22 protein-coding genes are annotated in these 23,191 nt (G+C 34.9%); 9 read left to right on the top strand and 13 right to left on the bottom strand.

The features are described 5' to 3' along the window. The first annotated feature begins 32 nt into the window (after positions 1–32). Both Q1A60_RS00185 and Q1A60_RS00180 read left to right on the top strand, forming a co-directional pair. The gene (locus Q1A60_RS00185; RefSeq protein ID WP_299762712.1) at positions 33–3,341 is read left to right on the top strand and encodes a DUF2723 domain-containing protein; all 3,309 of its coding nucleotides are present in this window, start codon (positions 33–35) and stop codon (positions 3,339–3,341) included. 8 nt (positions 3,342–3,349) lie between these two features. Then, entirely contained in the window at positions 3,350–4,021 is a 672-nt protein-coding gene (locus Q1A60_RS00180; protein WP_299762709.1) for a polysaccharide deacetylase family protein, read from the top strand. Here the strand turns inward: Q1A60_RS00180 and Q1A60_RS00175 are convergent. Next, entirely contained in the window at positions 4,018–4,317 is a 300-nt protein-coding gene (locus Q1A60_RS00175; RefSeq protein WP_089369633.1) for a thioredoxin family protein, read from the bottom strand. The two genes, Q1A60_RS00180 and Q1A60_RS00175, sit on opposite strands and share 4 nt — an antisense overlap. Before the next feature lie 66 nt (positions 4,318–4,383). Next, positions 4,384–5,610 carry a metallophosphoesterase gene (locus Q1A60_RS00170; RefSeq protein WP_299762707.1) on the bottom strand — a complete coding sequence of 409 codons (1,227 nt, stop codon included), beginning with the start codon at positions 5,608–5,610 and terminating at the stop codon, positions 4,384–4,386. 132 nt (positions 5,611–5,742) lie between these two features. On the opposite strand from Q1A60_RS00170, the gene Q1A60_RS00165 reads away from it, so the two are divergent. Further along, positions 5,743–6,702 carry an ABC transporter ATP-binding protein gene (locus tag Q1A60_RS00165; RefSeq protein ID WP_299762703.1) on the top strand — a complete coding sequence of 320 codons (960 nt, stop codon included), beginning with the start codon at positions 5,743–5,745 and terminating at the stop codon, positions 6,700–6,702. Here Q1A60_RS00165 and Q1A60_RS00160 read toward each other — a convergent pair. Next, positions 6,679–7,356 (bottom strand): class I SAM-dependent methyltransferase, encoded by a 678-nt coding sequence (locus Q1A60_RS00160; RefSeq protein WP_299762700.1) that lies wholly within the window; start codon positions 7,354–7,356, stop codon positions 6,679–6,681. The two genes, Q1A60_RS00165 and Q1A60_RS00160, sit on opposite strands and share 24 nt — an antisense overlap. A 434-nt stretch (positions 7,357–7,790) precedes the next feature. Between Q1A60_RS00160 and Q1A60_RS00155 the strand changes: the two genes are divergently transcribed. Further along, positions 7,791–9,005 (top strand): two-component regulator propeller domain-containing protein, encoded by a 1,215-nt coding sequence (locus Q1A60_RS00155; protein ID WP_299762698.1) that lies wholly within the window; start codon positions 7,791–7,793, stop codon positions 9,003–9,005. A gap of 66 nt (positions 9,006–9,071) precedes the next feature. Here the strand turns inward: Q1A60_RS00155 and Q1A60_RS00150 are convergent, their stop codons facing one another. The 3 genes from Q1A60_RS00150 to Q1A60_RS00140 form a co-directional block, all read right to left on the bottom strand. Continuing rightward, on the bottom strand, positions 9,072–9,530 hold the full coding sequence (locus Q1A60_RS00150) for a 3-oxoacyl-ACP synthase (RefSeq protein ID WP_299762695.1): 459 nt from the start codon (positions 9,528–9,530) through the stop codon (positions 9,072–9,074). An 18-nt stretch (positions 9,531–9,548) separates the two neighbouring features. After that, positions 9,549–9,998 (bottom strand): hypothetical protein, encoded by a 450-nt coding sequence (locus tag Q1A60_RS00145; protein ID WP_299762692.1) that lies wholly within the window; start codon positions 9,996–9,998, stop codon positions 9,549–9,551. Positions 9,999–10,318: 320 nt separating this feature from the next. Continuing rightward, the gene (locus Q1A60_RS00140; protein ID WP_299762689.1) at positions 10,319–11,437 is read right to left on the bottom strand and encodes an FAD-dependent oxidoreductase; all 1,119 of its coding nucleotides are present in this window, start codon (positions 11,435–11,437) and stop codon (positions 10,319–10,321) included. Positions 11,438–11,595: 158 nt separating this feature from the next. Here Q1A60_RS00140 and Q1A60_RS00135 point away from each other — a divergent pair, with 158 nt between their 5' ends. The 4 genes from Q1A60_RS00135 to Q1A60_RS00120 are packed head-to-tail and all read left to right on the top strand — an operon-like array spanning position 11,596 to position 15,660. Further along, positions 11,596–12,078, top strand: a complete 483-nt coding sequence (locus Q1A60_RS00135) for a hypothetical protein (RefSeq protein ID WP_299762686.1) — start codon at positions 11,596–11,598, stop codon at positions 12,076–12,078. Positions 12,079–12,092: 14 nt separating this feature from the next. After that, positions 12,093–12,785, top strand: coding sequence for a glycosyltransferase family 2 protein (locus tag Q1A60_RS00130; protein WP_299762683.1), 693 nt, complete (start codon positions 12,093–12,095; stop codon positions 12,783–12,785). Continuing rightward, the gene (locus tag Q1A60_RS00125) at positions 12,785–14,275 is read left to right on the top strand and encodes a cellulose synthase family protein (protein WP_299762680.1); all 1,491 of its coding nucleotides are present in this window, start codon (positions 12,785–12,787) and stop codon (positions 14,273–14,275) included. The genes Q1A60_RS00130 and Q1A60_RS00125 overlap by 1 nt, the downstream gene beginning before the upstream one ends. Continuing rightward, complete coding sequence (locus Q1A60_RS00120; RefSeq protein ID WP_299762677.1) at positions 14,272–15,660, top strand: glycosyltransferase 87 family protein; 1,389 nt, start codon at positions 14,272–14,274, stop codon at positions 15,658–15,660. Before Q1A60_RS00125 ends, Q1A60_RS00120 begins: the two co-directional genes overlap by 4 nt. Before the next feature lie 18 nt (positions 15,661–15,678). Here the strand turns inward: Q1A60_RS00120 and Q1A60_RS00115 are convergent, their stop codons facing one another. The 6 genes from Q1A60_RS00115 to Q1A60_RS00090 are packed head-to-tail and all read right to left on the bottom strand — an operon-like array spanning position 15,679 to position 20,789. Further along, a complete protein-coding gene (locus tag Q1A60_RS00115; RefSeq protein ID WP_299762673.1) occupies positions 15,679–16,566 on the bottom strand; it encodes an alpha/beta hydrolase in 888 nt (295 codons plus the stop codon). Continuing rightward, positions 16,566–16,958 carry a hypothetical protein gene (locus Q1A60_RS00110; RefSeq protein ID WP_299762670.1) on the bottom strand — a complete coding sequence of 131 codons (393 nt, stop codon included), beginning with the start codon at positions 16,956–16,958 and terminating at the stop codon, positions 16,566–16,568. Before Q1A60_RS00110 ends, Q1A60_RS00115 begins: the two co-directional genes overlap by 1 nt. A gap of 9 nt (positions 16,959–16,967) precedes the next feature. Then, positions 16,968–18,608, bottom strand: coding sequence for a glycosyltransferase family 39 protein (locus Q1A60_RS00105; protein ID WP_299762667.1), 1,641 nt, complete (start codon positions 18,606–18,608; stop codon positions 16,968–16,970). Further along, positions 18,601–19,218 (bottom strand): lipid-A-disaccharide synthase N-terminal domain-containing protein, encoded by a 618-nt coding sequence (locus tag Q1A60_RS00100; protein WP_299762664.1) that lies wholly within the window; start codon positions 19,216–19,218, stop codon positions 18,601–18,603. Before Q1A60_RS00100 ends, Q1A60_RS00105 begins: the two co-directional genes overlap by 8 nt. Then, entirely contained in the window at positions 19,211–19,930 is a 720-nt protein-coding gene (locus tag Q1A60_RS00095; RefSeq protein ID WP_299762661.1) for a glycosyltransferase family 2 protein, read from the bottom strand. The genes Q1A60_RS00100 and Q1A60_RS00095 overlap by 8 nt, the downstream gene beginning before the upstream one ends. A gap of 43 nt (positions 19,931–19,973) precedes the next feature. Next, the gene (locus Q1A60_RS00090; RefSeq protein ID WP_299762658.1) at positions 19,974–20,789 is read right to left on the bottom strand and encodes a pseudouridine synthase; all 816 of its coding nucleotides are present in this window, start codon (positions 20,787–20,789) and stop codon (positions 19,974–19,976) included. 404 nt (positions 20,790–21,193) lie between these two features. Here Q1A60_RS00090 and Q1A60_RS00085 point away from each other — a divergent pair, with 404 nt between their 5' ends. Further along, positions 21,194–21,811, top strand: a complete 618-nt coding sequence (locus Q1A60_RS00085; protein WP_299762655.1) for a biopolymer transporter ExbD — start codon at positions 21,194–21,196, stop codon at positions 21,809–21,811. A gap of 335 nt (positions 21,812–22,146) precedes the next feature. Here the strand turns inward: Q1A60_RS00085 and Q1A60_RS00080 are convergent, their stop codons facing one another. Continuing rightward, positions 22,147–23,112: a carbon-nitrogen hydrolase family protein gene (locus tag Q1A60_RS00080; RefSeq protein WP_299762653.1), complete on the bottom strand. Its 966-nt coding sequence runs from the start codon at positions 23,110–23,112 to the stop codon at positions 22,147–22,149. Between the last annotated feature and the right edge of the window lie 79 nt (positions 23,113–23,191).

Genomic DNA, 23,191 nt, shown 5'->3' with positions numbered 1-23,191 from the left:
TAACTTCGCCACATTGCAAAAAAAATAAAAACATGACAGAATTCAACTTTAAGAAGTGGAATAAAATAGTCGGATGGAGTGTTTTTGCCATCGCATTACTTGTATACTCTCTTACTGTAGAGCCTACAGCAAGTTTTTGGGATGCAGGAGAATACATCTCAACATCTTCTAAATTAGAGATTGGGCATCCACCTGGAGCTCCTCTTTATCAAATACTAGGAGCTTTTGTTTCTATTTTTGCGCCAGACAGCACTTATGTTGCTTTAGCCGTAAATTATCTTTCATGCTTAACAAGTGCCTTTACGATCCTTTTTATGTTTTGGTCACTTACACTATTAATACGCAAACTATTACATATTAATAACGAAGTACTAACTACTTCAAAACAATATGCGATCCTTGGAAGTGCTGCTATCGGAGCGCTTGCTTTTAGTTTTACAGATAGTTTTTGGTTTAATGCAGTAGAAGCCGAAGTTTATGCTCCTGCCGCTTTTATTCTATCCTTACTATTTTATTTAGGACTTCTTTGGGAACGTGACATGCATAAGCCTCGTGGTAATAGATGGCTTATCCTTATTGCTTTTATTGTAGGACAGTCTTTCGGGATTCACTTCATGGGACTTCTTACCATTCCTGCAATAGGATTATTATACTATTTTAAAAATACTAAAAAGATTACTCCTAAAAATTTCATCATTGCGCTTGTAGTCGTCGTTGCTGTTCTTCTATTTATATTTAAGTTCTTACTACCATACACCCTTGCTATTTTTGGACACTTAGAAGTTTTCTTTGTAAATACTATGGGACTTCCTTTCAATAGTGGTACTATTATCGCGGCACTATTACTTGCAGGGCTTTTTTACTATGGGTTTACGCTTTCGCGAAAGCATAATAAGCCTGCCTTGAATACAGTACTACTGTGTGTATTATTTATATTTATAGGTTTCTCAAGTTGGCTTATGTTACCTATAAGAGCGAATGCAGGAACTACCATAAATGAAAACAATCCAAATAATGCGCGTGAGCTACTTGCGTATTACAATCGTGAACAATATCCAGAGACACATCTTTTTTATGGACCTCAGTTTACTTCTGATTACTCAGGACTAGATCCAGATAATCCTTATGTAGATGAAAAGAAAAAATATGAAAAAGACGAAAAGTCTGGCAAATATATTATTGTAAATGAATGGCGTGATGCAGGTCAAAATCTTGACGATGCCCATAAAGCTTTCTTACCACGTATGTGGAGTCCTGAACATAACGCAAATTATATGCAGTATACAGGACCACTTAAATTTGGTATTAAAGCAGACTATGCAGGAAACGCAGAATTACAGGAAATTGTTACGCAGTTTAAATTAGACTATGCCCAAGGCAAAGTAGATTATGATGGTTACAATTCTTTCTTAAGAAGTGAAATTGGATCCTACCTTGATATAGAGAAACCTTCTTTTGGAGATAATATCTCTTATATGTTTAGTTATCAATTTGGGTATATGTATTGGCGTTATTTTATGTGGAACTTCACAGGACGTCAAAATGATATTCAAGGTCAAGGAGACAACTTTAATGGAAATTGGATAAGTGGAATAGATTGGGTAGATAGTTTATTTATAGGTTCGCAAGATAATTTACCTTCGGATGTATTAAAAAATAAAGCGCGTAACACCTATTTCTTCTTACCCTTATTATTAGGGCTATTAGGATTACTATTTCATGCAAGTAAAGACCGGAAGAATTTTGTGGTACTCCTTGTCTTTTTCTTATTTACAGGCTTAGCGCTTAAAGTGTATCTAAATGAACGTCCTTTTGAACCTAGAGAGCGTGATTATGCATTAGTAGGTTCTTTTTATGTCTTTGCTATGTGGATAGGTTTTGGCGCATATGCACTATTTGATATTCTAAAAGATCTCATTAAACCTAAAGTAGCACTTCCTATCGCTATGGTGCTCTGTCTATTTGCCGCACCTGTATTATTAGCCAAAGAAAATTGGGATGACCATGATCGCTCTGGACGTAAAACAGCGCTTGCAATGGCTCGGAAATATTTAGATTCGGTAGATGAAAATGCTATTTTATTTACCATAGGTGATAATGACACCTTTGCTCTTTGGTATGTTCAAGAAATTGAAGGATATCGTACGGATGTGCGTGTTGTAAATACGAGTCTAATTAATACCGATTGGTATATGGATCAAATGAAACGCAAAGCATTTGATAGCGATCCTGTTCCTAGTACACTTACTCACGAAAAATACCGCTATGGTACCCGTGATGCCTTATTTTATTCTCCAATTAAAAGAGGAGAAGATGATATCACACCTATTAGCGATTGGCTTAACTGGATTGCCAGTGATGATCCTAGAACACAGGAAGAACTCAGAAATGGAAAACTAGTAAATACCTTTCCTAGTAAGAAAATAAGAATCCCTGTAGATAAAAATGCTGTACTTAAGAATAAAATTATTCCAGAAAGAGATTCAGACTTAGTAGTTCCTTATATAGACATTGAATTAAAAAATGATATCCTATATAAGAATAGACTTCTTATGATGGATATTCTTGCTACGAATAACTGGGAGCGTCCTATTTATTTTACAGGAGGTAGTTTTGGAGATGACGATTATTTATGGATGAAGGATTATTTACAGCTTGATGGCGTATGTTTTAAATTGATTCCTATCAGTACTCCAGTAGACCCTCGTAATCCATATGATATGGGACGTATAGATTCTGAAAAATCTTATGAGATTATCAAAGACTGGTATTGGGGTAATAGTGGTGACCCTAACATCTATCATGATCGTGAAACACGCTCTAATGCGATTACATATCGCGGGAATATAGCGCGTGTTGTAGAACAACTCATTATAGAGAATCAACCTGAAAAGGCAAAAGAATTGATGGATTTGGCAATGGAAAAAATGCCTGTAGACATCTTTGAATTCTATACATTATTAGAACCATACGTAAGTGGCTATTACGAGGTAGGTGAAACCCAAAAGGCAAGAGATCTATGGGAGCAGCTTGCTAAAAAATATCAAGAACAGCTTACGTATTTTAGTGGTCTTTCTGAAAATACCCAGTATGAGTATGCAGAAGAGATCATTACTAATATAGAAAAGTATAGAAGCCTTATTGATTTATTAGTCGCTAATCAAGATGAAGAACTCGTAGAAGAAAAAGCTAAAGAATTTAATAATTACCTACGTGCATTCTCTTTCTTCTATGATGACGATGAGCCAGAAAGTGTTGAAAGTATAGAAGACATCCTTGGTGATGAATCTATTCCTATCCCAGCAGATACTACAGAAAATGATACGATTCTAAAAAATTAAAATTGGGTATGTTTATCCCACTTCCTATACGGGTGCCTTCGTTTATAAAATGGATGCACCCGTCTTGGTATATATGGGACATCCCTTCTCAGAAAAAAGTAATATACCTCACTTTTGATGATGGTCCCATCCCTGAAGTAACAGAATGGGTATTAGCGCTTCTTAAGCAAAAAGATATAAAAGCTACGTTTTTTTGTATCGGAGATAATGTACAGAAACATCCTCAGGTTTTTAAGCAGATTATTGAAGACGGACATGTTGTTGGTAATCACACACAACATCACCTAAAAGGATGGAAAGAAGCTACAGAAGATTACATCTCTAATATAGCTCTTGCTGAAAGTACAATGACTACCGTATTAAACAAACCAAAAAAAAGTACTTCTTATTTTCCTCTTTTTAGACCTCCATATGGTAAAATAAAAAGAAAACAAGCAAAACAACTTCGCAAAAAAGGATATCAGATTATTATGTACCGGACAGTAGCCTATGATTGGGATGCCTCAATAACTCCTGAGAAGTGTTTGCAAAATGTACTAAGGCATACTAAATCTGGCGACTTGGTTGTTTTTCACGATAGTGTAAAAGCATCAAAAAACATGATGTATGCATTACCTAAAGTAATTGATTATTTTTTAGAAAAAGGATATCATTTTAAACCTATGAAAGAAAATTATTAGGAAGCATATTCTTGCATAATACCGATTAAAGTATTTGCATCTTGCTCTCCACTCTGACGCCATTTCATCTCGCCATTTTTATATATAATAAGGGTTGGTAATGATTTGATACGAAGAGCTTCTGCAAGCTTATTATTCTTATCTACATCAATCTTTATTACTTTGCCTTTGTCTCCCATAGCTGCAGCCACATCTCTAAGCACAGGATGCATAGATACAGAGTCTTCATTCCATTCTGTATAAAAATCCAGTAGAACGGGAACGTTTAAGTCTATTAATTCGCCAAATTTTGACATAACCTTTACGATTTAGTACTTCACAAACGGGGGAATACCCTTATCAAATATACTATTTTATCTTCACTATGCTGTTTCTGAGCCTTTTTTAAGCTCTATAACAGTAATCTCAGGCCATATCCCAACTCTTCCTGGAAATGCCAAATACCCAAACCCTCTGTTTACATTAATGTATTGTCCTTGCTCTTCATAGATACCTGCCCAATGTTTATAACGCCATTTTACAGGACTCCATTTTATCCATCCAGGAATCTCTATTCCAAATTGCATTCCATGGGTATGACCACTTAATGTGAGGTGAAAATGATCTTTATGGGATACTACCTCGTTATCCCAATGTGAAGGGTCATGACTTAGCAATACCTTAAAATCATCTGAAGCTATATTTTCTATAGCTTTGTTTAAATCTCCTGCCTTTTTAAATCCTCCAGCTCCCCAGTTTTCAACTCCTACTAATGCAATGCGCTGCCCTTCTTTTTCTAAAAAGCGACTATCATTAAGAATTAAGTCAAACCCTATCTCTTTCTGTATCTCTTTAAGACGATCAAGATTTGCTTTTTTAAGCGCCTCTGTTTCCCAAGGCACATAATCTCCATAATCATGGTTTCCTAATACCGAGAATTTACCGTCTTTTGCTTTTAGTTTACTAAAGATATCCATATAAGGCTCCATTTCTTTTGCCTCATTATTGACCATATCTCCTGTAAACAAGATAGCATCACTCGCTTGTTCATTAATAAGATCTATGGCGTAATCTACTTTCTCCTTATTGTCAAAACTCCCACTATGAATATCACTTATTTGCGTGATACGATACCCATCAAAGGCGTCGGGTAAATCTTCAAAATGCAAGGTATACTTCAGTACTTTAAAGTTATAACGGCCTTTAACCACACCGTATAAAATAGAGGCAAATGGTATTGCTGCTAGCCCTAAAGCAATTTGACTTACAAACTTACGACGGGATGGTAATGCATATGAGGACGTCTTCCCTGACAATTTATAATAAAGCCCTTCTAAAACTCGAAAGATATCTTCTCCAAACATCACAGCAATAAGTACCATTTTAGAGACAATCATAATAATAAACGTCACAATAAAAAACTGTGTCATGGCTGACCAACTACGCCTATCTCCAGTGGCAAATTGCAAAAACAAACCTCCTATAATAAGAGCTGTAATAAGAAAATACAATACGGTTCCCCAACGTGCTTTTACTAAAAAACGAAAGGCTTGATATGCATATATATCAAGTAGAATAACAAATACGATAAATAAAATGAAACGAATCATTATAGAAATTTTAACAAAAATAAGATGTCCGTCGCGAGCTTACTATCTTTTCACTTTTATTTAACCTAATCAATATATATTACGATCACTATTCTATACTTTTAATAGCACATATACTACCTTTGTCATTGTATGCTTACTATCAAAAATGTATCGTTTACTATTTCTGACCGTTTCTCATTACGAGATGTTTCTATTCAGATCAAACAAGGGGCTCATGTCGCTGTTATAGGAGAAAGTGGTTGTGGAAAAACAACATTATTAAAGTTAATTTATGGTTTATATGATACAAATTCTGGCACTATTTCTTGGAAAGACCAACAAATAACAGGGCCTAAAGAAAACCTTGTTCCTGGGATGCCTTTTATCAAATATCTTTCTCAAGATTTTGATTTAATGCCTTTTATTTCGGTTGAAGAGAATATCAAAAAATTCCTTTCTCGTTTATATCCAGAAGAAAGTACGCAACGTACTGAGGAATTATTGGAAGTGGTGGAGATGTCCGCTTTCGCGAAAGCGCATGTAAAAACACTTTCTGGAGGACAGAAACAACGCGTAGCACTCGCGCAATCAATTGCAAAAGAACCCGAAATTTTATTGCTCGACGAACCTTTTTCTCATATTGATAACTTTAGAAAAAACAGATTGAGAAGAAAGCTGTTTTCCTATTTAAAAAAACAACAAATCACTTGTATTGTAGCCACTCATGACAGCACGGATATTTTATCGTATATGGACCATACTATTGTCATTCGAGAAGGAGAAATCATTGCAAATGCCCCTACAAAAGAACTCTATAAACATCCAAAGACACACTATATTGCCTCTCTTTTTGGGGAAGTAAATGAAATTCCTGCGTATCTGTTTGACCCAACATTAAAGGATACATCTACATTAGTCCTGGTCTATCCTCATCAAATCACTGAAGCAACTACGGGTCTTGATGTTATTATACAACAAAGCTATTTTAAAGGAAGCTATTATTTAATAGAGAGCACAAATAAAGATATTACTATCTTTTTTGAATCTTCAAAACAATATGTTCCTGATGATCAGATAAAGCTAGCACTAAAGACTATCATTATGGACTAAAAGTATTTGATATGCATCTATTAAGATTTTCCATCCTTTTTGCTCCATATAAGAAACTACTGTTTTTCCTTTTCCGCCTCCAGGCAATCCACAATCATCTATAAGAACAATAGTGTCTTTATGCAATCTGGATTCAATAGCTTTAAATTCTTTTAAGTGATGCTCTTGGCTTGCGATTTGAATGGCTGTATCTGTTCTTGAATAATCGTAACTATCTAAGTATAAAAAATCTACCTGATCTTTATAATTAGCTAGAAAATTCAAGGAATCGTCTAATAGAACTGTAACAGTATCTTGAAGATTTTGATTTTCTACCTCTACTTTACATTCTTGAACCGCATCTTTATCAATATCTACCGAAAACAATTTTGCATTGTTTTGCATTGCCCATTTACCAAAGACAAAAGTACCTGCACCATCACCTCGTGTTGCTGATAATCCTTTTCTGGAAGTCCCTGTTTCTATAATCGTTTTTGCTTTGCGATCTGATAATAATTCAAGTGTTTTTGCAAAAGTGACTCTTCGACGTCTAAAATTATATTTAAACGGCATAAAAGGATAGAGAGATTTGTGTTTGATAAACTTAATTAAATAATGAATAAAAAAGGCCAATAAAACAGCAATACCTAGCCCCATTAAAATATAATAGCTCATTGTAATTTTGACAATTAATTAGTTGGCGTGAAAATACTTCAAAATATAAATCCTACATAATTTATAGCACATTCATTTTAAATTATACATCAGAAAACACTTCCCTCACTCAAAAGGGCACTTCCCTCATTGCTTGTTTTTATCTGTCTAAGGTCAAATTACTTTTGGCCTAACTAAACAGTCAAGGAACACACATTGAAATAGAAAAATAACGTTATTTATGACAAAAAAGAGTGTTTAGTTGGTTTGTTAGGAGATCCGCATATATGTTTTTAGGAGGACAGTATGCGGATCCATTTTTAACTTTAAAACGTCTTTGTAAAAATATATCGGGAACCTATAGCTCTTTGTCGGGGCTCCGTAAATGTTTATAAAAATGAACTTCGTTCTATATAAGCTATGAGATATTTGTTTTGAAACCTAAAAAAAACAACATGAAAAAACAATTATTTTTAATCACCTTATTAATAAACTATATAGGTTACAGCCAAACATTTACTAATTACACTGTAGTAGATGGTGTAATTCCAGGCATTATATATGAAGTCATTCAAGATACTAATGGAGACATTTGGTGTGTTGGATGGACTGACCCTGACAATCCTGGAATTGCTAGATTTGACGGGATAACTTGGACACAATTTGGTATAGACGATGGGCCACATAGTAACACCATGGTTTCTTGCTTTCAAGATAGCAATGGAAATTATTGGTTTGGGAGTGTTCCTTTTTTTGGAGACGATGGAGTAAGCATGTTTGATGGGACAACTTGGACACAATTTTCTACAGCAGATGGATTAGTAGGTTCAAATGTAGAAGATATTATAGAAGATACGGATGGTAACATCTGGTTTGCCACAGGTGATGGCGCCTCTATGTTTGATGGAACAACGTTTACAAATTACACTATAGAAGATGGGTTATCATCTAATTTACTCACATCTGTTATCCAAGCTACCAACGGTGATATTTGGTTTAGCACTGCAGACAAAGGTGCTGTCAGATTTGATGGTACAACATTTACAAGCATTACAGCACAAAACGGACTTGCTTCAGATGAACTTAGCAGAGTTTTTCAAGACCAAAACGGAGATATCTGGTTTAGTTCAGGTTTTAGTGATACAGGTTTGACACGCTTTGATGGAGACTCTTTCACCATATTTACAACTGTAGACGGACTCGCTTCAAATAACATAAGAGAAATTGCTGAAGACAATGATGGAAATGTGTGGTTTGGAGGAAGTTTTGGTGCATCACGATTTGATGGTACAGACTGGTTAGTAGTAGATCAAAGCGATGGACTCCTAAGCAATGGCATAAGAGGTATTGAAGCTGATGATGAAGGAAATATATGGTTTGGAACTTTTGAAGGTGTGAGTGTTCTTAATGCGGGATCTTTATCTACTGAAGAAGAAAATCTAGCTTCATTTTCTGTATTTCCAAACCCTGTTCAAGATCAACTGATGATACAATCTCCAGATACTTCAGAGATTGCAAAAGTAAACGTATATAGCGTATTAGGTGAACTTATTGTATCACAAGAAAACACCACAGTCATTGATATGTCAACACTTTCATCAGGAATCTATTTTGCCAAAATCATAGGTCTCAATCAGCGAAGTAATACTATAAAAGTGATTAAAGAATAATAGCTATTCTTATTTTTAAAAGGTAAGGTGTTTCCATAAGATGCATTGGAGACACCTTTTAGCTATTTAGTAAATGGTGTTAATCTTAAATACGCTTTCGCGAAAGCGTACTTCATCACCTTCCTGTTTTCCTAGTAACAGTTTTCCAATAGGAGATCCTACGCCAATAGCATAAAAGACACCTGCTTCTGTTTTAATTTCTCCTACAGGAATACTTATAAAGTAATTTGCTTGACTTGTATGCACAACACTCCCCAAATGCACAGGTCCAGAAGAAATAGCCGTAGATATACGATGGAGAATTGCTTCTAGCTTTTCTATTTCAGCCAATTGCTTTCCTGCATTTTCTCTTTCTAGCTGAAGCATTGCTCTTCCTGTTTCATGCTTATCTCCTGCAGAGCTTTTGGTTTCTTCTTTAAGAGATAGCGCCACATTTTTTAATATATTATCTACCGCAGCACGGCGTAATCCCAGTTGAGATTGACAATGTTTAAATAGCTCTTCTTTTAATGCTTGTTTTTTCATAGATTTTTAAAATAACAACTAGTTTTTTAACAAAATAGCAGCTACGTTTTTTCTTAAATAATCATGATTAATAACTGTGATAGTATCTAGTGGATTATCATACCTATAATAACCTACGACACTTGTTACATATATTTTTTTAGAGTCTAAACTATCAATTTTAGAAGAAATCAATCGCATAGAAGAATTCCTGTATATCGGTAAAGCGATTAAATATTGGTCTCTGAGCCAGTTATTATAGCCATTATCAACTCTATGCTCAATAAACTTAACTTTTTTTCCTTTAACATTTATTTCTATAGTATCAATAGCTCGACCCATAAATGATTTTGAGTAAACATCTATATGACAAACTTTTCCAATAATACCATTATCAATATTTTCTGAATTAACATACCAAATATCAGAACCATCTTGAGCGAATACTGGAATATTTATTAGTATTAATACAATAAATAACAATTTCATTATGTCTAAATATTTATCATTTGAATCCGAAACCAAGATAACGGAAAGTAATTTCTAAAAAAGCGCAAAAGCTTCTTTTTTAAAATATGTACATAACGGAAAGTTCTTTTCTTTTTGTTCTCAAAAAATTACAAAAACAAAAGAACAACCACCCCACAATGGGCTGTGTAAAAACTAGTATCATCCCTCTACCAAATCTGCCAAGTCTCTACCTACTTGATTTAAAGAACAATGTAACAGAAAATTCTATTTATTTTGTATCCAAAAATTACAAAATAAATAGAATAACTACCCCGTAATGGGTTTTACAAATAAAGGAATCATCCTTCTATCAAATCTGCCAAGTCTCTACCTACCTGACTACCTATGGCAACTCCCATTCCACCTAAGCGGACGCCTGCGTGTATGCTATGAGAGAGTTTCTTAACGATTGGCTTCTTTTGAGTTCCTACACCCATAATTCCACTCCATCGCCTGTCTATTTCAAAAGGAATTCCTGGTAAAATAACATCTTTTAATAAACGCTCCAATTCATTTTGAACTAAAGCTGTCTGCCCTAAATCTGTCGTTTCTTCGGTAGCAAAATCCAGATTACGTCCACCTCCAAAAAGAATACGGTTATCTATATTTCTAAAATAATAATACCCTTTATCTAAATGAAATGTTCCTTTTATGTTCAAATCAGGAATTGGTTTTGTAATCAATACCTGTGCTCTTGCAGGTTTTACTTCTTGTAATCCTAATTGGGACGCAAAACCATTGGTCGCTATTAATAATTGTTTGCTTTCCAGAGAAAATCTATTTGTACTAATCATAACCATATTTCCTTTTTCTTCAAAAGCATCTACGGTTACACCATTCATGATTTTAATCCCTTTTTGAATAGCGAGTTGTAATAAACTTTCCATCATAGCGCCTGTATCAATTTGCCCTTCAAAGGCATTGTAGATATAGCGGTCTTGAATATGATCAAATCCAAACACATTATCTTTTGTACTATACACTGGGGCTTTAAAAATAGGATATAGTAATTCATTTATACGATCTATATGTTGTAAGCAATGTTCATACAAGGTTTCATCTTCTTTTGTAAAAAGCTCATACCCTCCTAGCTCTTGATAATCTATAGCATCATCGCCCAATGTAGTTCTTAATAGGTTTAATCCATCAATACGCTGCTTAATGAGAGACACCACCTCTTCTTCAGAATGTGAATGAAGATCGTCAAGGATTTCCGATAGGCTTCCAAAACAAGCAAATCCTGCATTTTTAGTACTCGCGCCTTGCGGCAACATGCCTTTTTCTAGAATGAGAATACGCGCACCTGGGAACTTTTCGCGTAAGCGTAATGCACAATTTAATCCTACAATACCACTACCTACAATAGTATAATCAATATTAGATAACCATGATGTATATTCCCAATAACTTAAATTCATAGTGTATTACTTTAGGTAAAAATAAGCATCACTATTCACTTTCTCATACTTTCTTCAAGACGATCTATTCTTTTGTTGATGTACTATCGCTACAAAAAAAATAATTTTCTGTTAGCCTTGTAAAATAGTTACGTCTAAGCAATCCTAACGACATCATCATGACATTATATTTACTCGTGTTACTTTTATGGATCTCACCCTCCACAGATGAAGGAGCGGTACGTATGTATACTAAAGAATATCACACCAATGGCAACCTCAAAGCAGAAGGCTGGGTTATGGGTAGTGATAAAACTAGTTATTGGTATTACTATCATGAAAATGGAAAAATTGCTTCAAGAGGTCATTACAAAGAAAATAAGAAAACAGAATACTGGTATTATTACAGTAAAAACGGCTCTTTAGAGAGAGAAGGGCATTATAAAAATGGAATCGCTGAGAATTGGTGGATTTTTTACGATCTTGCAACCCAAGAAAAACGTAAAACACAATACCAAAATAATAAGAAAAACGGATTTAGCTTAATATATCAGAAAAACAAACTAATAAAGGTAGAAAAATATATACATGACATGTATGAAGGCATGTGGACCAGCATTAGAAGTTTTAGGCGTGATAACCCTGATGTAAAGATGTACTAGATCTGACACCGACTATGAATCCCATCATCAAAGTTATTATTCCCGCTTATAATGAGCAAGATTCAATAGGTCTAGTCATTAAAGATATTCCAGAGAGTGTACAAGAAGTGATTGTTGTAAGTAATGCATCTACAGATCAAACAGATGACGTTGCTAAGAAAGCAGGAGCAACGGTATTGAGAGAAGACACCCCTGGATATGGAAATGCTTGTTTAAAAGGAATGGAATATGTTGCCAACTCAAAAGATAAGACAGATATTATTGTCTTTTTAGATGGCGATTATAGTGATTATCCTGAACAGTTACCTTTGCTTATTACACCTATTATTGAGGATGGATGTGATATGGTGATTGGAGCGAGAGATAAACGCTTTCGCGAAAGCGGATCCATGACGATCCCTCAAATATTTGGAAATTGGTTAGCAACGACCCTAATGCGTCTCTTTTTTAGAGCTCGCTTTACTGATTTAGGGCCTTTTAGAGCGATGAAGTACTCCAGCTTACTCAAATTAGAGATGGAAGATAAAACCTACGGTTGGACGGTAGAAATGCAACTTAAGGTTTTAAAGAAGAAAATGAAATACACAGAAATCCCAGTAAAATACCGTAATCGTATTGGAGTTTCTAAGGTTTCTGGAACAGTAAAAGGTGCTATCTTTGCTGGCATAAAAATTTTAAGTTGGATATTTAAATATAGTTTTAAATAATGCTGTTAGAACTCATAATCATTACGATTTACACCATTTCACTACTCATCATATTTGCATATAGCCTATCGCAACTTAATTTGTTATTTAATTATTTGCGGGCACAACGTAAAAAGGATGATGCCCCAAAATTTGACTTATCTGATCCAGAGCAAGTACCTTATGTGACCATACAACTTCCTGTATATAATGAACTGTATGTGATGGAGCGATTACTAGATAATATCGCATTACTAGAATATCCAGAAGACAAATTAGAAATTCAAGTACTAGATGATAGTACCGACGAGTCTTTACAGTCTACAAAAAAGCATATAGAGCGATTACAAAAAACGGGACTCGACATAAAGCATGTAACGCGTAAAGATAGATCCGGATTTAAAGCAGGTGCTCTTAAAGAAGGTCTTATAGATGCTAAAGGAGAATTTATTGCCATTTTTGATGCTGATTTCCTTCCAGAACCTAATTGGTTACAACGTACCGTTCCTTACTTTATAGATCGCAATATTGGTGTTGTACAAACACGATGGGGACACATCAATAGAGATTACTCTCTACTTACAAAAGTACAAGCTTTTGCCCTTGACGCACATTTTACATTAGAACAAGTAGGAAGAAACAGCAAAGGGCATTTCATTAACTTTAATGGTACCGCAGGACTATGGCGTAAACAATGTATCATTGATGCAGGAAATTGGGAAGGAGACACCCTCACTGAAGATCTTGATTTAAGTTATAGAGCACAGCTTAAAAACTGGAAGTTTAAATATCTTGAAGATGTTGAAACACCTGCAGAATTGCCTGTTGTGATTAGCGCTGCACGCTCACAGCAATTTAGATGGAATAAAGGAGGGGCCGAAAATTTTCAGAAAATGGCTTCCAAAGTAGTTAAAAGCAAAAGCTTGTCTACAAAGACTAAATTTCACGGAATATTACACTTACTCAATAGCACCATGTTTTTAAATGTGCTTATTGTAGGGTTATTAAGTATTCCTATGCTCTATATCAAAAATGAATATGGACATCTTAAAACCTACTTTGTAGTCATGAGTTTCTTTGTGATGAGCACAGTGATTTTCTTTATATGCTATTGGTATATGTTTAAGAATATATATGGCGGCGGCTTCAAGCAATTTATACGATATATAGGTATGTTTTTCACCTTCTTTAGTATTGCCATGGGCTTCTCACTACACAATTCTATTGCTGTTATTGAAGGGCATATTGGAAAACGAAGTGATTTTATACGTACTCCAAAGTTTAATATAAATAACCTTAAAGATAATTGGAAAGGCAATAAATATCTTAAGAAAAAAGTCTCCTTAAATATTTTTATCGAAGGAGCCCTTATGTTGTATTTTGCTTTTGGAATGTACAGTGCTTTTATTGTAGGAGATCAAGGAGGTGATTTTGGATTATTCCCTTTTCACTTTATGCTTTTTATAGGTTTTGGATTTGTATTCTTTAAATCATTAACCTCCAAAGTGTGATTGCACAGATTTGGAAATATCACAAACTTCCGCTTCTTTTTGCTCTACTATCATTAGTATTCTATTGGGTATTTGCCTACGATCTAGTACGTGATGATTTTATAAAGTTATTCACTTTATATAGTGCCTTATTTCTCTTGTTCTATAAAATAGTACAGCTAGGAAAAACCGATTTCTGGTTACTTGCTTTTATTGCCTTTGTATTCCGACTTATTTTCCTTCCTGTAATCCCGAATTTATCTCAAGATTTTTATCGTTTTATATGGGACGGTAGATTGCTTTTAGAAGGAATAAACCCCTATTTAACGACACCTTTAAGTTATGTAGAATCAGGCGCAATGGATGTGGTATCTCAAGCCGATCAGCTTTATAAAGGCATGGGCGAACTCAATGGAAGTCATTATACCAACTACCCGCCTATCAACCAATTGTGTTTTGCTATTGCAGGCCTATTTTCTGGCAATAGTATTACAGGTGCTGCTATTGTATTTAGAGTACTCATTCTTATTGCTGATATGGGAGTCATCATACTTGGGAAAAAATTGCTCCAGCGCATGGGATTACCTATTCACGCAATCTTCTGGTATGCCCTTAACCCTTTTATCATTATAGAGATGACGGGTAATTTGCACTTTGAATCAGTGATGCTATTTTTCGTAATAGGATCCCTCTATCTCCTACATAAAGGGAAATGGATAGGTAGTGCTATTTTAATAGCGTTATCTATATCAGTAAAATTATTACCCTTATTATTCCTGCCTCTTTTATTTCAATTTTTGCTTTCGCGAAATACCACAAAAGGGCAAAACCTATTTCTTTCGTGGAAGGGTTGGAAGCAAGCTGCTTTTTATTACCTCATCGTTTTAGGAACCGTAGCACTTACCTTTGCTCCTTTCCTAACAGGTGAATTTGCCGAAAACTTCGGAACTTCTATTGCGCTATGGTTTAAAAAATTTGAATTCAATGCGAGTATATACTATATCATACGCTGGTATGGCTATCAAACTATTGGATGGAATATTATAGGCGATGTAGGACCTTTATTACCGCGTTATGTAGTAGGATTGTTACTCCTCTTAGCATTATTTAGAAAAAATAGAACGCTTAAAGCTACGATAACGGCAATACTTCTAGGCATTTCGTTTTATTTTTTACTCTCTACCACAGTACATCCTTGGTATGTAGCAACCCCACTTATTTTATGTGTATTTACGAAGTATCGGTTTCCACTGGTGTGGAGTTTTACTATTATACTCAGTTATACAGCCTATGGACCCGATGGGTTTAAAGAAAATCTATGGCTTGTAGCAACAGAATACCTACTAGTCGTTGGCGTGTTTCTATGGGAAGTTTTTAGGAAGAGTAAGAAGCCTATTGTTGTATAACAGCTTTATGGAATAAGACTATTCATTTAACCTATTAATGATTTCATTTAATGCTTGCCCTGCTTCTTTCATTACGGGTAGAAATGGCCAAATATGAGGCATTTTTTTTCCTTCAATAACGTCTATAGAAACATTTGCTTTTATTAATTTTTCAATGGCTAGTTTCTGATCTGGATATGTAATATCATGCGTTGCTACATATAAAATAGTATGAGGAAAATGCTCAAAATTCCCATACAATGGAGATATCATACTATTTTCTAAATCATTATTTTCGGCACACATTTGCTTTGCACTAAGCACTCCTTTTTTAGACAACATAGGATCAAGCAGATCTACTTTTTCTATTTCAGGATTAGATAATGTAGCATCCATGACTGGAGAGACTAGAATAATTTTAGAAGGCAGTTCCATTTCTTTTTGAACTAACCTTTGAACCAAAGCTGTAATCAGTGTCCCTCCCACAGAATCTCCAATACAAGAAATTTGATTTGCATTGTATGTTTTTAGAGCTGTATTATACACCTCATCTATATTTTGTGATATCAGTGAAATCGTATTTTCAGGAGCTTTCGGGTAATCACACATCCAGATGGTATGATTCGTTTGTTTAACGATGGTTCTTATAGTATCCCAGTGATGTTTTGCTGGACCAGATATAAAAGCACCTCCATGAATAAATAACACTAATTTACCTGAAGTCTTGTCTGACGTAATCTCAGTAATTGACGTATTTAAAATAGTAAACGTACGCGTTTGATGCTTCTTAAAAAACGATCCTTTTACTTGATGAACATCTTCTTTTCGTATTTTCTTATAATCTATTGGATCTTGACTAAACGCCTTTTTTAAACCCTTTAGTTTAATAACAAATAACGTAATATAATAAGTTAAGCTTAGTTTCATTATTTATTATTTTCAATAGTTATTTTTTTAGCTGCTTTAAGTTCAAATAGTGAAAGGATTAAGATAATCAACACCTCAATACAGATATACATCCACCCTAGGAAGGTAATCGTTTCTATATGATAAAATGCAAACCCTACAGATATGCAACAATACAATACATTTAGTATTGCAATGATCTTTAAAAACCGACCTAAATTACCTGTCTTTTTTTGGTAACAATAAAAATCAAAAATGGCAAAAAACACAGGGAATATGGCGAGAAAATATAAGCTAGATGTAGGGATTCCAAAAAGGCGTTCTAGTTTCACCAATACTATTCCTAACATAAAAGCTGATAGGATTGCTCCGAGCCCATCTATTAAAAAAAGTGTTCTTGGGTTACATCGCATACTGCTTTTTTATTGCTCTCGTTTAATTAACTTATACACATACCCTACTTTACGATCTTTATGATCTAATCCTTCATAGTTCAAATCAATAAGATAAGGTGCTTCATATATAAAGTTACCAATATCTTTATCCTCTTCTATAACCTCTTCACACAATTGACAATCTATCACATAAAATGTAGTATCAGATTTCAGTTCGCTTAAGTTTTCTACAATAGGAATCTTAGCTCCTCTAGCCCATATCATTTCTGGCGATGTATTTTTATAAGCATAAATAGGTATAGTCTCTTCTATATTCAACCCTTTAAAAAACCCATCAAAACCAAAATGATCTTTGCTGACTTCCTTATTTTTAATGTGTAACGGTCCTAAACTATAGACACAAGTAATAAGTCCTATCATGAGCAACATAATAACACCTTCAATTGATTTTTGATATAATTTCTTAAGCAAGAAAACACCTATCGCACAAAGTAATCCTACAAACACATAGGTACGTACAGGAACCTCTATAGGTTTCTCTGTTAGTAAAAGATAGACAGCAAAAATTGGAATTGCTATAAAGACCAATCCTACTACTCCAAAAGAAGAATATACGGGAATCGTCTCACGTTTATCTTTTAATTCTTTAAAATGACGTATGAGATACTCAATATAAAACCCTGTATTCATTGCTAATGGAATTAATACAGGCATTAAATATCTTGACTTTTTCTCTGGAATAACAGAAAGTAACACAACCGCTATTAACGTCCATAAAAGTGTAAACTGATAAACTTTCAAATTGGACACCCGTGTTTTTAAATAGGGGTATAACAATCCTATAAAAGCAGGAACCGTCCATACACCACTTTGCACAAAGAAACTCCAGTAGTAATAAAAAGGGCGCACATTATAACTTGTCCAATTCCCTGTTTCTTTGGATGTAATGGCTTTGAATGTTGCTGGATCTGCATAGCGTACATAGAGATACCAACTAAATCCTAGCACAAGCCCCAACACAAGAATTCCTGAGAACTGCATCCATTTTTTAGTCGTATTTGATTTTCGAAAGATGATTCCGTAAGAAATCAAAAACGGTAATAACAACGCATATACAGACACAGGGCCTTTACTTAATACAGATGCCCCAATTCCTAAAACAGCTAATAGCATATATCCCCATGCTGTTTCAGTGGTCTTAAAGATTTGTACAATACTATAAATCCCTACTAGCATAAATGCATGTGCATAAATATCCCAAGGAGCTTCAAAAACAATAAGAATAACATAGAGAGACGTAACTCCTATCAACCCAGTATACAAACTATGGGATTTGTTCAGGGTAAGCTTTCGCGAAAGCGTATACAACACACTCCCTAACAACATGACCATAAGTACAGCAGGCAGTCGTAATCCCCATGTACTTTTTATTCCGAACAACATAGCCGAAAGTGCCGTTAACCATGTAGGCAGAGGTGGTTTTTGATACCTAGCTTCTCCATTCATAGTCGTAAGCACCCAATTTCCATCCGTAAGCATTTCACGAGCTGTAATAAAATTACGTGCTTCCATAATGGTCACTTCCATCACCTCTAAAAAAGGCAATAGCAATAGTGCAACCACACTTATGATGGTTAGTATTGGCCATTTTTTTAAGAAATCAATCATGCTTTTTTCGATACAACATAATGTTACGCGTATAAATAATAGCGCCCATTACATTAGAAATAATCAATACAATATCTTGTCTAAAGATAAAATAAGTCAATGTCATTAACCCTCCTATAAGACTAATTACCCAGAAACCTAAAGGCAGTATGGCTTCTTTATGCTGTTCGGCATAAAGCCATTGGTATACAAAGCGCAGTGTGAAAACTATTTGAGCAATGATTCCTAGTACTAATAACCACTGTGCAATATCTGGGTTATTTAGAAGGTTTTTAATATCATAATTACCATTATTATATCCATAAATAACAATAATAACAGGAATTAGAAAGAACAAGAGCCGACTCCATCGAGGTATTTTTGACCATTGATCTTGTATTTGCAAGTTGCGTATATAAATAAAATAGGTAAGCACTTGCCCAAGCATTAATGGAAAATCAACGCGTAAATACCCATAAATAAAAAGTAAAAAAGAACCTGAGAGGCTTAACCACCAAAAGAAAAGAGGTGTTACTGATTTTTTTTGTTTTTCAGAAAGAATCCATTGTGTGTACATCCTTCCTCCAAAAAGAATTTGAGCAATAACAGCAAGTATGGAAAACTTATCCACGGCTTGTTTTTTCTACGGTATAATTAATATACTTCTTTTTCATCCAGAGATACGCAAAGCAATCCATTAAGGGCCCTAGTAATCGATTCCATACTCCAAACTTTGCTTCACCAGCAATACGAGGAAAATGACGTACAGGTACTTGTTTTACTTTTCCATGTTGCAATAAAATCATGGCAGGCAAAAATCGATGCAATCCTCTAAACATAGGAATGCGTTTTGCGTAGTCTGCTTTTATAATTTTAAGAGGACACCCTGTATCATCCATCCCATCATGTGTAAATGCACGACGAATTCCGTTTGCGATTTTGGATGACATATTTTTTACAAAGCTATCCTTACGATCGGCTCGTACGCCAGTTACTAATGCGCAATCGTCCATTTCATCCAATAGTTTATTAAAATCTTCTGGAGTGGTTTGGAGATCGGCGTCTATGTAGCCTACTAGTTCTGTATCTGCATAATCAAATCCTGCTTTAATCGCAGCACTTAGTCCTGCATTCTGTGCAAAAGAAATGTATGTAAAACTATCATTACGAGAACAGATATCTTCTATAAGTGCCTGACTGCTATCTTTAGAACCATCATTCACAAAGAGCACTTTGCTTTTTACAGTCGCATTTTCAAAATAGGTTAGAAATTCTTTTTCTACACGTTGAAGATTATCTTCTTCGTTGTAAACGGGAATTACAATGGTAAGTCGATACGACATCAAAATCAAGTTAGTGAGCCGCAATATAGTTTTTTCTGAAAAACTATACCATTTTTAAATTAATGACTTCTTGTTTTGTAAGATGACGCCAATGACCTCTTGGCAAATCTTTTTTAGTAAGCCCTGCAATCGTAACACAATCTATTTTTACAACCTCGTAATTAAGATGATCAAAAATAGTGCGTATCACACTATTCCCAGTGTGTTTAATTTTAAGCCCTACTTCTTTTTTAGGAGCGCCATCTACATAACTAATATCTTCAACACTTATTTTCTTACCCTCAACAGTGAGACCTTCATTGATGCGCTCAATATCTGCTGCCTTCAGATTTTTAGATAACTCTACATGGTATAATTTAGCAACGCCTGCTTTTGAATTTGTAAAACGCTGATGTACTTCTTCATCATTTGTAAATAATAACAACCCAGTTGCATTACGCCCTAATCTTCCTATAGGTTTAATACGAGAGCTTGTAGATTTTGCAACAAGATCCATCACTGTATTTCCTTTGTCATTACTTGTTGTTGTCGCAAATCCTTTCGGTTTATTAAGGAGTACATATGCCTTAGCTTCTGGATTGATACGACGTCCATCAAAACGTACATCATCTCCTAGCTGTACCTTATACCCCATCTCATTAACAACCTTCCCATTTACAGTGACATTTCCTATAGAGATATACATATCGGCTTCACGACGAGAACAAATACCTGCATTTGCAATGTATTTATTTAAACGCATTGTTCCGTCATCCTTCTTCTTTTGAGGCGTCGCCTGTTTTGGCTTTGCTTGCTTCTGATAGCCTCCTCTAGTAGTCTTCTGTTTTCCTTTGTTGCTTCGAGATGCTCCTTGACTCATGATTCTTTCTATTTGAATGCAAAGGTAGCTTTAAACCCGCATTATGCAATAGAAAATCTATTCCGTCTTGAAACTGCTGCAAAATATATCACTGCGCTACATTTTTAAGCTTAGCCATAGCGATGCTATGCTAAAACTCAAAAAACGTCATATTTCATTGCTGTTTCAACCCTCATCACGAAGTTCTATCACATAATGCGGGTAAACTCTGAAATACAAACTACGAAAGCACTTTGAAACTATTTTATGGCATATCTATTGATACAAATTGGAAATAATCATCTTATACATTCAAAAAGATGATTGTATTCATTAGACAGATTACTACCGATAGGGGACTATTTGATAAAAAAACACCAACCAAAGGAATGTTATTTTATTAATTTTTTTAAAACCATCACGTTATGTCAAAACGAAATGCACCCGAAGTAAATGCAGGATCTATGGCCGATATTGCCTTTTTACTGCTTATTTTTTTCCTAGTTACCACTACCATTGATAAGGACAAAGGCATTGCTAGATTTCTTCCTATAGAAACAAATCCTGATCCAACACCTGTTAAAGAAAAAAACATCCTTCCTATTTTTATAAATATAGAAGGAGAGTTTCTTGTAGATGACCAAGTAACTCCTATTAACGAAATCTCAGAAATAGCCTTAACATTTATCGATAATGGGGGCGCAAATAGCAATGACGAATTTTACTGTAATTATTGTCAAGGAGATCGCGATCCAACATCATCAGACAGCCCTAAAAAAGCAGTGATTGCTATAGATGCTAATCGGAAATCTGCTTATAGTTCATATGTACTCCTGCAAAATGAATTAGCCAAAGCGTATAACATCCTGCGTAATCGTGAGTCTCAACGTTTGTTTGGATATGATTTTACAGTCATCAATAAACAAGTACAAGAAGGCAAATACAAAGGAGATCTTCAAAAAGCAAAAACGCAACTAAAACAAATCAAAGAATTATACCCACTATTAATTACAGACGCTCAAACTAAAAAACGAGAGCTATAACATATACACTAATCATCAAGTGTACAACACCCGTCAATGAGAAACCATCACTCATTGAACGGGTGTTTTGTTTTTTAATATAGTCGGCAGTTTCGATACTTATAAAATAACACACCCCTTAATCCCCTCTTACTAGAGGGGAAATTTCAAAATATGCATACGAGTATTCCCTCCTAAAAAGGAAGGTTAGGGAAGTGTAGAAGAGATGAGTAGCTTTTTAATTGTAAATAATATGTTCCTTTAAATTAAAAATAGAGTACTGCTCTATTTTAGAGCAGTACTCTATTTTTAATGTTATATACCTCTAAAAAGTTCCTTCTCACTCTGGGAGAAGGTTAGGATGAGGGAGACAACTTAATCGTACTCTGACGTTCTCTATTTACACTTAATTGCGTTACATCTGGGCGTGAATAATGTCCTACTGCATCAAAGTTTTGTCGTTCTTCATACACACGATTAAAATCAATAGTATGATATATATTCCCTTCTGTAGTAATGTCTGGATGTACTATAAATTCTCCATCAGGTCCAGCAATGCATGACCCTCCATTCGATAACAATTCTGGAGCGTTCTTCACCAACTCATCATAATGAGGTGTGTCTTTTGGAAAGTCTGATCTAAGCATTCTACTTGATACAGACACCACAAAAGAACGTGATTCTCTCGCTATAAATCGGGTAATATCTTTCGTATTATAATCACTTCCTGGCCAAACAGCAATATGTAAATTTTCACCTTGTCCATATAAAGCTGCACGTGGTAACGGCATCCAATTTTCCCAACAGTTTAGTCCGCCAACAGTAAATTGTTTTAAAGGATGTACTTGTAGTCCATGGCCATCTCCAGGCGCCCACGTTAAACGTTCATCATAGGTAGGCTGTAATTTACGATGTACTGATTGTATCTCCCCTTCTTGGTTTATATAAACCAAAGAAGCGTATAAACTATGTCCACCTCGATCTTGTGGACGTTCAATAATACCTAAGTAAATGGCTATGTTATGCTTTCGCGAAAGCGCACACACCTCTTCTAAATCGCCTGCATCAATATCAACACAGTTACGAGCGTAGTGTGCATGTAGCTCTTTCACTACATCTTTATTCCACTCGGCACCTCCAGTGAGTGCTAACCAATACGGATAGCCTGGTAATACGCCTTCTCCAAACACGATAAGCTCTGCTCCTTCTTGAGCTGCTTCTGTAATGGATTTTTTAATTTTCTCTAAGGTTGCTTGTTTATTAAGCCAAACAGGAGCAATTTGCGCCATGGCTATTTTAAGATGATTCTCTGGATGTGTCATTCAATTTTTTTCTAAAAATACAAAAAATGATAGTCGGTCTACCTAAAATTCGCTTTCGCGAAAAACGTTAAATTTTGAA

Source organism: uncultured Dokdonia sp., assembly GCF_947492535.1.
Taxonomy (GTDB): domain Bacteria; phylum Bacteroidota; class Bacteroidia; order Flavobacteriales; family Flavobacteriaceae; genus Dokdonia.
This window is presented reverse-complemented; position numbering and strand designations above follow the sequence as displayed.